The following is an 11,840-nucleotide window of genomic DNA, read 5'->3' as shown; positions in this document are numbered from 1 at the left end:
GGATGTGCAGGTGACGCCGGATGCGCGGGATGCGCAGGCTTAGCCGGATGCGCGGGCGACGCCGGATGCGCCGGATGCGCAGGCTTAGCCGGATGCACGGGCGACGCCGGATGCGCCGGATGCGCAGGCTTAGCCGGATGCGCGGGCGACGCGGGATGCGCCGGATGCGCCGGCTTAGCCGGATGCGCGGGCTTGGCGGGATGTGCAGGTGACGCCGGGTGCGCCGGGTGCTCAGGCTCAGCGGGGTGTGCGGGCTTGGTCGGATGCGGCGGGTGGGGGTTGGTCTGCTCCTCGGCGTAGGCGGTTCCCGCATTCGCCAGCGCAGCTGCGGCGAGGGCGGTAGACACGACGGCCGACGCCAGAACAGATCGCCATTGCGGCGATGTCATCATTTACTCCACTCTCCTCTACTTGGTTCAGGGCCTTGTGACGGCCGGTCAGCACCAAGAGCTGGATAGTGAAATGAATATGAAATACGGTCATATGAATAACACTGTGGCAGTGATAAGCCACCGGATGGTGTAGCGCGGGACACCGATTGACGGGACACCGATTGAGCAGTGTGCATCGTGAGTGAGCGGGCGGTTCCGGGCGGCCCTTGCAAGGGGTGGCTTGTGCAGCCAGCCCCCATCGGCCAGCTCGGTCAACTTCCCCCGCAGCGGCTCTAGTTTCCCGCGCACCGCCACCTCAAGTCCCAACTCCTCGCCCACCGCCCTGACCTGCACCGGCCTGCACCGGCCTGCACCGGCCTGCACCGGCCTGCACCGGGCCGCCAACGGCTCGCACAATCAACAGAATCCAGCGGTAGTCACCGGGCAGCGCGGTCCGCCTACGCGGTCTCGTCCAGGCTGTCGCTGCGATGCGGGATCAGCAGCACCGCACACCCGCAGCCGGCGCCTTCACCGGAGCCGTTGCGGCACGGCCTCCGCCTCGCCCCGATCCGTTCGGCCAGGCGGTGCAGGACCCGTTCAGCGATCGCTGACTCCTCCCACTCCGCCTGGACCTCCTGAAGCTGCTTGCGATGCACAATGCTCAAGGGGAAAGGCCCGGCCGACTGTGGCCGGTGCTGTAATGGAAGGGCAGTACCTGTCCGCGCTCTGGAGGGCGGTATGTGTCCCTCTCCTCCTCCCGACCCGGACGCCTGGCGCCAGTCCCGGCAGCCCCGCCCGCGACGCCCCAGACGCCTCAAGCACCCCTGGATTACCGCGGTCCTGGTCCTTCTCGGCCTCGTTCTGGGCCTCGGTGGCCTTGGAACACTCCTGGAAGAAGAACGGACACCCACGACACCGCCACCGACTCAGACGGAACCGCCGCCCGAGCCGCGCGAGGGACCCACGACGCCGACCACCGAGCCACCGACCACACCGTCGACGGGCGTAGTAGTGCTCCGGATCATCGATGGCGACACCATTGAGGTGCGCGGCGACGGCAGCATCGTGCCGAAGGACACCGTGGCCCGGGTACGACTCCTGGAGATCGACGCCCCGGAGCGAGGTGCCTGCTTCGCTGACAAAGCCACCGCTCGCACCGCCGCGCTGCTGCCGACGGGCAGCACCGTACGCACCGAACGCGATACCGAGCTCACCGACCGCTACGACCGCTATCTGCTGTACGTGTGGAACGAGCAGGGCACCTTCGTCAACGAGTCCCTCGTCCGCAGCGGCCACGCCAAGGCGGTCCTCTTCCCGCCCAACGACAAGTACTGGCCCGCTGTCTCCCGTGCCGAGAATGCCGCCGAGCAGGCCGGGGCCGGTCTGTGGACCGCCTGCCCCAGCCCTCCTCCCGAGCCCCCACCCACTACGCCGGACACGCCTGAGCCTGCGCCCCCGGAGACCCCCACGCGTCCCGATCTGCCGCCTGGACCTCCCGCCGGCCCCGACGTGGACTGCTCGGACGTGTCCGGCCCGGTCTGGGTCGGCCCTGTCGATCCGCACCGGCTCGACCGTGACGGCGACGGCATCGGCTGCGAAGCCGACTGAATGAGCCGACACCAGCGCACTGGACCCGCTCCTTCGCGTGGTGAGGAGCCGAACCCCTACGGTGATGGCAGCGTGCTGTGGTCCACCTCCCAAGTGACGGGCCCGACCGCGCAGTTCGGCCGCATCCGCTTCTGATCCGGAGGAGACGGTGGGGTTCACCGCACAGCACGACGACCGCGGGCGGCTCGACGCCACACAGCTCGACCTCGGTTGCGGCTGGGCGTGGGAGGCCGTCCACCGCGCCCGCCGCCGCGTCGCCATGGCCTGCCCCGAGTGCGCGCATCCGATGCACGCGAAGGTCTCCCGCCACGGCCTGCGGTTCTTCGCCCACGAACCCGGCTCGCCCACCTGCGCACCGGCCGGTGAGTCCATGGAACACCACCTGCTGAAGCTGGAGCGGGCGTGAAGCAGTTCATCGGCGGCGTGGGGCCTGGCGGGGTCGGGCCCGTGCGCTAGTACTCCAGTCTGGATTCGCGTGTTCTCGCGTGGTGTTGTTTATCCGGAGGAATTCGCTGAGCAGTGCCGTACACAGGCGATCCGGGTTTTTGATCTCGAACCGCTCGACAGCCACCGGATGCTGCCCTCGTCGGATCCGCCGAACGTCAACTGGAACGCCCCGTAGTACGACACCTCGGCCAGGGAGGGCAGGGTCTCCACTCTTCCTCACCCCGGGTCCGCAGCGAGCGCAGAACCTTCGACCAGAACGGCTTCGATTCGCCCTCGCCGACCATCATTCCGAGGAACTCGTGGTGCCCGGCGATTGAATGTCGCGGCCTCAGACAGGCCTGAGCCCCGGACACTTGGCGCGCCGGGGCTCACAGCGGACGAGACGGGATGCGGTCTAGTACGGGCCGTTCACATTGTCGATCGAGCCGTACTTGTCGGCCGCGTAGTTACAGGCGGCGGTGATGTTGGCGACCGGGTCGAAGCTGTCGAACGGCGTGTCAGGCACGTGGTAGGCCTCGAACGTGGGGGCGATGACCTGCAGGAGCCCCTTGGACGGGGTTCCGGCGGCAGCGTTGGAGTCCCAGTTGTTGATGGCCATCGGGTTGCCGGAGGACTCTCGCATGACGTTGCGGTAAATGCCCTCGTAGGTGCCGGGGATGCCGTGCTGGGCCATGATGTCGAGCGACTCCTTGATCCAGCCGTCCAGGTCGTTGGTGTAGGACTTCTTCGCCGGGGCGGCGGCGGGCTCGGCTGCGGGCAAGTTCTTGCGCTCGGAGCGATCCGCCCGCTCGGCGGACTCCCTGGCGGCGGCTGGCTTCTTCGCGGGCTCGGCCGAGGCCTTCTTGCCGAGGGTCAGCTTGAGACCGGGGTGGATCAGCCGCGGGTTGTCGCCAACGGCGCTGCGGTTGTCCTTGTACAGCTTCTTCCAGCCGCCGCTGAGGGAGTGCTCTTGGGCGATCGCGGAGAGGGAATCGCCCGCGGCGACGACATAGGTCTTCGGTGTCGCGGCGGGCTTGGCGGCCGTACTGGACGTGCTGGCCGTGCCGGCCGTGCTGGACGGCGCCGCGCCGGCGGCGGTCGCGCCGAGCACCGGGAGAACGAGCGCGGCCCCGCCCGTGCCTGCGGCGGCGATGCTCCGGGTGAGCGAGCTGGACTTGGGGCGGCGGTGCTTTCCCTTTGCGGGCATGACGAATTCCTCTCCGTCGCCTACGAGGTGAGCTGTCGGGTTCGGACGGGAGATGTCCGGCCGCACTGCGTATGCGGCTTCACCCCGAGCCGTTCCGGAATCCGGATCGGCGACTTACCTGGGTCCCCCGCTCCTGCCGTGGGTTAGTGAGTAGGCGTGAGGTTTTCCGGACAGCGGCAGGATTCGGCGTTCCATCCGGATTGACGGTGACGTTAGGCGAGAAAGTCCGGACGGAACAAGACACGAATTCAGATAGCGAATGAATGAGGCCCGCCCTTGGCCACCAGAACCCCTTGCCCCCTTTGATCAAAAGAGCCAACTCTCTTTGCGCAGAACGGAAGTGCGCTCAGCGGCTCTCCGAGGCCACATCTGCCGGTGTGACTCATTTAACTGAACGGCCTGCAGGTTGGAATGCGACTCAAAGGCATATCGGGGCACACCATTCCACACGTCTCTCCTTAATGCAGACAGCCAGTTATGCAAGCCATCAATAACGGCAAGAAGTGACTTCTCTGTGCGAAGCCGGACATCCCGCAGAGATCGCCCTTCGCAGAGAAACGGGCATGTCGCCATAAATGTCCCACCGGCCGTACCCGGCCCTCCCGCTCGGGTGGCCCTGCCCGACAGCACGGACCGACGGAGGCCCCCCGCAGCCCTTAGGCGTCCCGCCCGGGGAAGTGGCACAACAAGAAGATCGACAGCTGGTACGTCTTCGTCGACAACCTGCGCCCCGGGCAGCACAGCCGACGACCCGTTCGGCGCCCTGATCATGGGCGACAAGCTCAACGGCGTGCACAACATCGAGTGCACCGTCCAGAACGTTGAGCGCGTGCAGAACGGCTTCGACTCGCTGGCGCCGAGGATCTCGGGGTGCCCGGCCATCGAGCTGCCCAAGCTCACCCGCGCCCGACCCACCGCACACCCGGCGCCCCCACCGCGCCGCCCCGCCCCGCCCCCGTTGGTTATCGTGGCCGGTCATAGGTGCGGCGAGGCAAGTGTGGGGGCGGACGGTGGCAGCGGAGCGGGGGCGGGACCAGGACGGGTGGATACGTGTTCCGGTCGGGTACGACGCCGCGCGCTGGGCCACGCGTGGGCGGTGCCGCCGGGTGCTGCTCGTGGTGCACAACGTCACTTCGGCGACCCGGCTCCTCGACGTACTCCCGCTGTTCCACGACGACCTGCGGGTCCAGCTCCTGGCCACCTGCACCGAGTCCTCACCGTTCCGCGCGGGCGTGGCCGAGCTGTTCGCGGAGCTCGGGGTGCCGGTGCTGCCGTGGGAACAGGCCGTCGAGACGCCCGTGGACCTGGCCGTGTCGGCCAGCCTGGGCGGTCAACTGCACCTGGTTCAGGGGAAGTTGGTGGTGCTCTCACACGGTGTTGGCTACACTAAGAGGCTGGCGACACCGGACACCGGACACCGGACACCGGACACCGGACACCGGGCGCCTCTCGCCTCGGGTCGCGGCTCCGCCCCGCCTGTCTTCGGTACGGCTCCCGAGTGGCTGCTTCACAACGGCTCCCCCGTCGCCGACGCCCTCGTCCTCTCGCACCCCGAGCAGCTGGACCGGCTGCGCGCCGGGTGCCCCGAAGCGGCCCCCACGGCGGTGCTCGCCGGGGATCCCTGCTACGACCGGCTGCGCGCGGCCGCCCCGTACCGTGACCGCTTCCGCCGTGCGCTCGGCATCCGGCGCGGTCAGCGGCTCGTCGTCGTCAACTCCACCTGGAATCCCGAGTCCCTCTTCGGCGACGGTGGCGGCAGCGACGTACTGCCGACCCTGCTGCCGCGCCTGACCGCCGAGCTGCCCGCCGACGAGTACCGGCTCGCGGCCGTCCTGCACCCCAACATCTGGCACGGGCACGGCCCCGGACAGCTCCGTGCCTGGCTCGACCGCGCCCGCCGCGGCGGCCTCACCCTCATCGACCCGCTGCACGCCTGGCGGCAGGCGCTGCTCGCCGCGGACGCGGTGATCGGTGACCACGGCGCGGTGACGTACTACGCGGCGGCGCTCGGCAGACCCGTCCTGCTCGGCGCCGCGCCCCTGGAGGGCCTCGACCCGGATTCCCCGGCCGCCGACTTCATCCGCCGGGCGCCGAAGCTCGCGCCCGCCGCTGCGCTGCGTCCCCAGCTGGAGCGGCTGCTCGCGGAGCACGTACCGCTGCCCGGGCCCGCGGAGTTCACCACATCCATGCCCGGCGAGTCCGCGGCCCGGCTGCGCCGCCTCTTCTACGACCTGATGTCCGCCCCCCAGCCCGAGGACGCGCCCGCCTCGCTCGAACCCCTGCCCCTGCCGCCGTACGAACCACCCGCGCACACCACGGCGTTCCGGGTCCTGACCCGGCTCGTGGGGGCGGGCGAGGTCGCGATGCGGCGCTACGCGGAGACGGCCCACGCACCGAGCGGCGAGGGCGGCACGGACCTTGACTGGGCGGCGCACACCTCCATCCACGAGGACACCCGCGAGCCCGGCCAACTCGACCTCGCCGACGTCGTCTTCCGACACGGCCGGGCCGACGACCCACGGCTCGGCGGCCCGGAGCGCTGGACGGCGGAGGTGCTGCGGCGGCACCCGCACTGCGCCCTCGCGGTGTACGTCACCGGGCCCGACGCCTGCACGGTGCGCACCCGCGACGGCGTACTGCTGCGACTCGCCTCGGCCGACCCGGACGGCGCCGACCCGGTGGCCGCCGCCTCGGCCCTCTTCGCCTGGCTGGCGGCGGGCAAGTCCCCGACGGAACTGTGCACTTCGGGCCTGCGGGTGCACACGGGGGCGACCGCCCACGCGGTGACGGGGCACCAAATCAGCCCGTCCGGCGTTTGAGGACGAGCGCTCCCTTGCTGCACCGATACGTGATCCGTAAGACCCTCCCTAGCTTCGCGCAGCCACGCACCGCTCCCGCAGCCGCCCCAAATAGTCCAGGTGGAACTCCGCCTGCTCGCGCCCCAGCGCCGCCTCCGCCGAGTCGATCAGCGGCAGGGCCGCGGCCGGGTTGCCGGAGTCGAGGCGGACCTCGGCCAGGTCCGTGAGCGTGCGGGCCGTGTTGTATGCCTCGCCCTGCTCGCGGAAGCAGGCGAGCGCGGTTTCGAGGTGCGCGGTCGCCGGGGCGTGTTCGCCGAGGCGGCCGAGTGCCCGTCCGCGGTGGCGCCGCAACAGGGCGCGGGCGCGAGGCAGATCGGGTGCCCCCTCGTCGCCCGGGCCGATGCCGTCGAGGATCGTATCGGCCTCCTCGAAGCAGTCGTACGCCTCCTGGAAGCGCCACTGCCGCAGCCGCAGCAGCCCGAGGAACTCCACGGCGGAGGCGTGCCCGCGTACATGGCCCGCGGCCCGCTCGTCCCGGACCGCGGCGTGCGCCTCCCGCTCCGCTTCGTCGAAGTGCCGCAACTCCATGAGGGAGAGGGAGAGTTGGGCGTGCAGGGCGGCCGATGCGCGGGTGCCGGGTGCGTGCCGGTCGGCGGCGCGTACCGCGGTACGGAGGGCGGGGAGCAGCATCTCGTGGTGGCCGGCCTTGAGTTGCAGTGGCCAGAGGGCGCGGGCGAGCAGTGCCGCCGTGGTCGGGTCGCCGAACTCCTCGGCGGCCGCCACCGCCCGTGCCAGGTTGTCGCGTTCGGCGACCAGGGCCGCGAGCGCCGTGCCACGGTCGGGGTACGCACCGGGCTCGACTCCTTCGGGCAGCTCGGGCACCCGCCAGCTCTCCGGCAGCGCGCCCCGGGCGGCGCGCAGCGCGAGGTGAAGGAGCGCCTCGACGGTGTGGCGTACGGCGGTGGCGCAGGCCGCGAGGCCGTCGGTCTGTGCGGCGCGTTCGGCGTGCCGTCGTACCCCGGGGCGGAAGCGGTGGCGGCCGTCGTCCGTGGGCTCGAGGAGGCGGAGTCCGGCGAGTTCGGTGAGGAGTTCGGCGGCTTCCGGCTCGGGCGTGCCCGCGGCGCCCGCGGCCATGGTGGGGCCGATGGCGGGCCAGTCGTACAGGCCGAGGCGGCGGTAGAGGCGGGCGGCGGCCGGGGTCGCGCGGCGGTAGGCGTCCTCGGCGGCGTGGTGCACCGGGTCGGACGGTTCGGCGTGGGTCATGGGCCGCATCTCCTGCGACTGCGGTTCGGGCGGCGTGCGGGGCGCGGGGGCGGGGGCGACCGCCGAAGACAGAGTCAGGTGCGGCACCGCGGCGCGCAGCGCGAACGGGGATCCCGCGCACCGTGCGAGCACGCCGGGCAACGCGGCCCGGGCCGCGGCAACGGCTTCCTTCCCGGCGAGGTCGGTGAGCAGCCGCACGGCGTCCTTGTCGGGGAGCGGGCCGACCGGTACAGGCAGCGCGTCGAGGCCGGGCAGCGGGTGCCGGGCCACGACCAGCGTGAAGACGCCGGTGCCCGCGGTGAGCAGCGGGAGCACCTGCGCGGCGGAGTGGGCGTGGTCGAGGACGACGAGGAGGCGCCGGTCGGTGACGTACCGCTGGAAGCGTTCCTTGCGGCCGTCGAGGGTGGGTGGCATCTGCTCGTCGGGGAGGCCGAGTTGGCGCAGCAGGCTGGCGAGGGCCGCGGTCGCGCCGGTGGCGCCGTCGAGGGCGTGGCCGCGGAGGTCCACGTAGAGCTGACCGTCCGGGAAGAGCTGTTCCTTCCCCTTCGCGGTCTCTGCCGCGCGGACGCCCCAGTGGACGGCGAGGGCGCTGGTGCCGATGCCCTCGGGACCGTGCAGGAGGGCGACGCGGGGGCGTCCGTCGGGCCGCCGCTTCGCCTCGCGGAAGAGGCGGCGCATCGCGTCCTCACGGTCCTGGAACCACCGTATGGACGGGCCGATCCGCGGGGTCGCGGCGGGCGGGGTGTCCGTGGCGGCGGGCACGATGGCCGCGAACGCCGCCCAGGCGTGGCGGAGTTCGGGGTCGTGCTCGAGGGCCTCGTGCACCTGCCGGGCGACCGCGGTGAGGTCGGCGGCGGCGCCGGGCGCGGGTACCTCGCGTCCGGTGATGCGGCGGACCAGGCCGCCGGCCGATTCCCAGAGCCATTTGCCCGCCTCGTTGGCGGTGGCGTTCCCGACCGCGCCGAGCACTGCCGTGATCGCGGCCAGCGACATGGTCTCCAGCACCCCGAACTCCCCCTCACCAGCACCGCCTTGCGGCGCCCCGTAGCCGTGGAGCCCCACGGTATCCGCTCGGCCCGCCGTCACCGAGAGGCCCGGAACCGTACCCGCCACCGCGAGGATTCAGGCGACCCCAAGGCCCTCGAGCACCACCGCCCCCGGCAGTTCCGCGAACGTCTTGCCGGGCACGATCAGCTTGCCGCGGCGGCGGCCGCTGCCGATCAGGACGTACGGGGTGTCGACCACGGCCGCGTCGACCAGGAGCGGCCAGTCGGCGGGGAGGCCGATCGGGGTGATGCCGCCGTATTCCATGCCGGTCTCGCCGGTCGCCGTGTCCATCGGGGCGAACGACGCCTTGCGGGCGCCGAGTTGGCGGCGTACGACGCCGTTCACGTCGACGCGGGTGTTCGAGCGTACGAGGCAGGCCGCGAGGCTCGATTCGCCGCCGCGCTTGCCCGCGACGACGACGCAGTTCGCGGAGGTGTCGAGCAGGTCCTGGCCGTGGTGTTCGACGAAGACGGCGGTGTCGGCGATCGCCGGGTCGGTGTCGACGTAGATCAGCTGCTCGGCGGGGATGCTGCCGCGCCAGTGGCGTACGGCTTCGGCGACCGGTGCGGTCAGCTCGTCGAGGCAGTCGGGGGCGGGGCGGGCGTTGTCGAAGTCACCGATGGGAGCACGCATATCGGCAAGGTAACAGCGCGCCGGGCCGTCCGGGCCGGGTGTCTCAGCGTGCGGGCGGGATGGACACGGCCATGGTCATCTCGACCGGTGCGGCACCGTCGTTGCGGTAGATGTGCTCGACGTTCGACTCGAATGTGGCCGAGGTGCCCGCCGGTACGGTGTGCGGCTCGCCGTCCACAACGAGGGTGAGTTCGCCCGCGGTGACGTGGAGGAGTTCGACGGTGCCCGCGGGGTGCGGGTCGGAGGAGCTCACATCGCCGGGCATGATCCGCCAGGACCACAGCTCGAACGGCCCGCGGCTCTCGGTGCCGACGAGCAGCCGGGTCCAGCTGCCCGCCTCCGTGGACCACATGCGTACCGCCTGGTCCTCGGGCACGATCCGGACGTGCGAGCCCTGCTCGTAGTCGAGGAGCGTGGTGATGGAGACGCCGAGCGCGTCGGCGAGCTTCACGGTGGTGCCGACGCTCGGATTGGTGCGCGCCTGCTCGATCTGGATGATCATGCCCCGGCTGACGCCCGCCCGGGCCGCCAGGGCGTCGAGCGTGAAGCCGCGTTCACCGCGCCATCGCTTGAGGTTGCGCGCGAGCGACTGCGTGAGCTGATCGAGGTCAGACACAGAGAAGAGCTCCAGTCCAATATTCTGGATGACAGAGTTCACTTTGTTGAACTACGGTGTGGTGCACTCATTCGTTCACCACACTGTACTGCGAGGACCCATGTCCGCTCTGCTCGCCCTGGCCACCGGTCTCCTGTGGGGCCTTGCCGACTTCGGCGGCGGGCTCCTCACCCGACGCATCCCGGCCCTCACGGTCGTCGTGGTCTCGCAGTGCATCGCCGTCGTCGTGCTCGGCGCGCTCGTCGTCGCCACCGGGGCGTGGAGCGCATGGGGGCCGCAGCTGTGGTTCGCGGTGGCCGCGGGCGCGGTCGGCCCGGTCGCGATGCTCGCCTTCTACAAGGCGCTCGCGCTCGGTCCGATGGGCGTGGTCTCGCCGCTCGGCTCGGTCGGCGTCGCGGTGCCCGTCGGTCTCGGCATCGTCCTCGGCGAACGGCCAGGGCTTCTCCAGTACGGCGGGATCGCGGTGGCCGTCGTCGGCATCGTGCTCGCGGGCGGGCCGCAGTTCCGGGGCGCGCCCGTGCAGCGGCAGGCCATCGCGCTCACGCTGCTCGCGGCGTTCGGCTTCGGCGCCGTGATGGCCCTGATCGCGGAGGCGTCCACGACGCTCACCGGACTCTTCCTCGCGCTCTTCGTGCAGCGCGTCACCAATGTCGCCGCGGGCGGCGCCGCTCTGTTCGTCTCGGTACGGCGCGGCGGCGCGTGGCTCCCGGAGGACGGCGGCGGCCTGCGCCTGATCCGCGCCTCGCTGCCCGCACTCGCCTTCGTCGGCCTCGCGGACGTGGCCGCCAACGGCACGTACGCCACGGCGACGCAGACCGGCCCGGTCACGGTGGCCGCGGTGCTCGCCTCGCTCTACCCGGTGGTGACGGCGCTGGCCGCGCGGGGTGTCCTCAAGGAGCGGCTGCGGGCGGTGCAGGCCACGGGGGCGGGGCTTGCGTTGGTGGGAACCGTGCTGCTCGCGAGCGCCTGAGGCGGTCTCAGGCCTCGCCCGGCCCCTCCTCCGTCAACTCGGCCAGGGCGCACAGCTCTTCGGGCGTGACGCCGTCCGGTATCGGCACCGGAGCAGGTGTGCGCAGGGGCGGTCGCCAGCCCTGCTCGGGGTCCCAAGTGCGGACCACGCGAGCCGGGGCACCGGCCACCACCGCGTGGTCGGGGACCTCGCCGCGTACCACCGCACCGGCAGCGACCACGACGTTACGGCCGAGCCGGGCGCCCGGCAGGATCACCGCGTTGGTGCCGATCCAGCAGCCGGGACCGATCTCCACCGGCTCCATCCGCGGCCACTGCTTGCCCACGGGTACGTGCGGATCGTCGTAACTGTGGTTCGTGGACGTGACGTAGACGTGCGGCCCGAAGTAGCAGTCGTCCCCGATGGTCACCGACGTATCGGCGATGACATGGCTGCCGCGGCCCAGGACCACGCCGTTGCCTATGCGCAGAATCGGCTCGGGCCCCAGGTCCAGATCGGGCATCAGGCCCGCCGTGAGCGTGACCTGTTCCGCCACGATGCAGTGGTCCCCGAGGTGGATCCAGGGCTCCCCGAACACGGTGCCCTGCGGAAAGGCCAGCTTCGTGCCGATGCCGAGCGCGCCGAAGCGCAGCCGCCCGGGCCGCCGCGCGGTCACCGCCCCGGCCTCCCGCACCCAGCGCCAACCGGCGTGCACCGCGCGGCTCACGGCACGGTCCCGGCGCGCCGCGAGCCCGGACACGAGAGATGAGAACGCGTTCTTGTTCTTCGGCACCCGCACACCGTACTCACCGGTACGCACCGGTCACTACGGCGAAGACCGCCCTGAGCTGTGATCTTCGCCCCACCCGGGCGGCGCCGCGCGGCACCTTTCGCATACGGTTCGAAGTGCGCGACACATCGA

General features: G+C 71.4%; 10 protein-coding genes, 1 pseudogene and 1 riboswitch. Of the genes and pseudogenes, 4 read left to right on the top strand and 7 right to left on the bottom strand.

What is annotated here, in order from left to right:
- Positions 1-829: 829 nt before the first annotated feature.
- Positions 830-1,027 (bottom strand): hypothetical protein, encoded by a 198-nt coding sequence (locus tag ACWD10_RS30575; RefSeq protein WP_451096768.1) that lies wholly within the window; start codon positions 1,025-1,027, stop codon positions 830-832.
- 355 nt (positions 1,028-1,382) lie between these two features.
- On the opposite strand from ACWD10_RS30575, the gene ACWD10_RS30570 reads away from it, so the two are divergent.
- On the top strand, positions 1,383-1,979 hold the full coding sequence (locus ACWD10_RS30570) for a thermonuclease family protein (protein WP_451096766.1): 597 nt from the start codon (positions 1,383-1,385) through the stop codon (positions 1,977-1,979).
- A 148-nt stretch (positions 1,980-2,127) separates the two neighbouring features.
- Positions 2,128-2,385 (top strand): hypothetical protein, encoded by a 258-nt coding sequence (locus ACWD10_RS30565; RefSeq protein WP_451096764.1) that lies wholly within the window; start codon positions 2,128-2,130, stop codon positions 2,383-2,385.
- 253 nt (positions 2,386-2,638) lie between these two features.
- On the opposite strand, the pseudogene ACWD10_RS30560 reads toward ACWD10_RS30565, so the two are convergent.
- A pseudogene (locus ACWD10_RS30560) lies at positions 2,639-2,743 on the bottom strand (transposase); the annotation flags it as partial.
- Between the two features lie 77 nt (positions 2,744-2,820).
- Positions 2,821-3,612 (bottom strand): transglycosylase SLT domain-containing protein, encoded by a 792-nt coding sequence (locus tag ACWD10_RS30555; RefSeq protein WP_451096762.1) that lies wholly within the window; start codon positions 3,610-3,612, stop codon positions 2,821-2,823.
- A gap of 2 nt (positions 3,613-3,614) precedes the next feature.
- Positions 3,615-3,779, bottom strand: a riboswitch (cyclic di-AMP (ydaO/yuaA leader).
- 843 nt (positions 3,780-4,622) lie between these two features.
- Here ACWD10_RS30555 and ACWD10_RS30550 point away from each other — a divergent pair.
- Positions 4,623-6,431 (top strand): hypothetical protein, encoded by a 1,809-nt coding sequence (locus tag ACWD10_RS30550; RefSeq protein WP_451096760.1) that lies wholly within the window; start codon positions 4,623-4,625, stop codon positions 6,429-6,431.
- 48 nt (positions 6,432-6,479) lie between these two features.
- Here the strand turns inward: ACWD10_RS30550 and ACWD10_RS30545 are convergent, their stop codons facing one another.
- The 3 genes from ACWD10_RS30545 to ACWD10_RS30535 all read right to left on the bottom strand — a co-directional run bounded on the left by ACWD10_RS30545 (position 6,480) and on the right by ACWD10_RS30535 (position 9,969).
- Complete coding sequence (locus ACWD10_RS30545) at positions 6,480-8,678, bottom strand: tetratricopeptide repeat protein (RefSeq protein WP_451096758.1); 2,199 nt, start codon at positions 8,676-8,678, stop codon at positions 6,480-6,482.
- Between the two features lie 117 nt (positions 8,679-8,795).
- Entirely contained in the window at positions 8,796-9,353 is a 558-nt protein-coding gene (locus ACWD10_RS30540; RefSeq protein ID WP_451096756.1) for a YbaK/EbsC family protein, read from the bottom strand.
- Between the two features lie 43 nt (positions 9,354-9,396).
- Positions 9,397-9,969: a helix-turn-helix domain-containing protein gene (locus ACWD10_RS30535; RefSeq protein ID WP_451096754.1), complete on the bottom strand. Its 573-nt coding sequence runs from the start codon at positions 9,967-9,969 to the stop codon at positions 9,397-9,399.
- Positions 9,970-10,069: 100 nt separating this feature from the next.
- Here ACWD10_RS30535 and ACWD10_RS30530 point away from each other — a divergent pair, with 100 nt between their 5' ends.
- Entirely contained in the window at positions 10,070-10,939 is an 870-nt protein-coding gene (locus ACWD10_RS30530) for an EamA family transporter (RefSeq protein WP_451096752.1), read from the top strand.
- A 7-nt stretch (positions 10,940-10,946) separates the two neighbouring features.
- Here ACWD10_RS30530 and ACWD10_RS30525 read toward each other — a convergent pair whose 3' ends face one another.
- Positions 10,947-11,711: an acyltransferase gene (locus tag ACWD10_RS30525; protein WP_451096750.1), complete on the bottom strand. Its 765-nt coding sequence runs from the start codon at positions 11,709-11,711 to the stop codon at positions 10,947-10,949.
- Positions 11,712-11,840: the final 129 nt, after the last annotated feature.

It is taken from the genome of Streptomyces sp. NPDC002851 (assembly GCF_053591935.1).
Note: the sequence above shows the minus strand (reverse complement) of the source record. Positions and strands in the feature narration are given on the sequence as shown.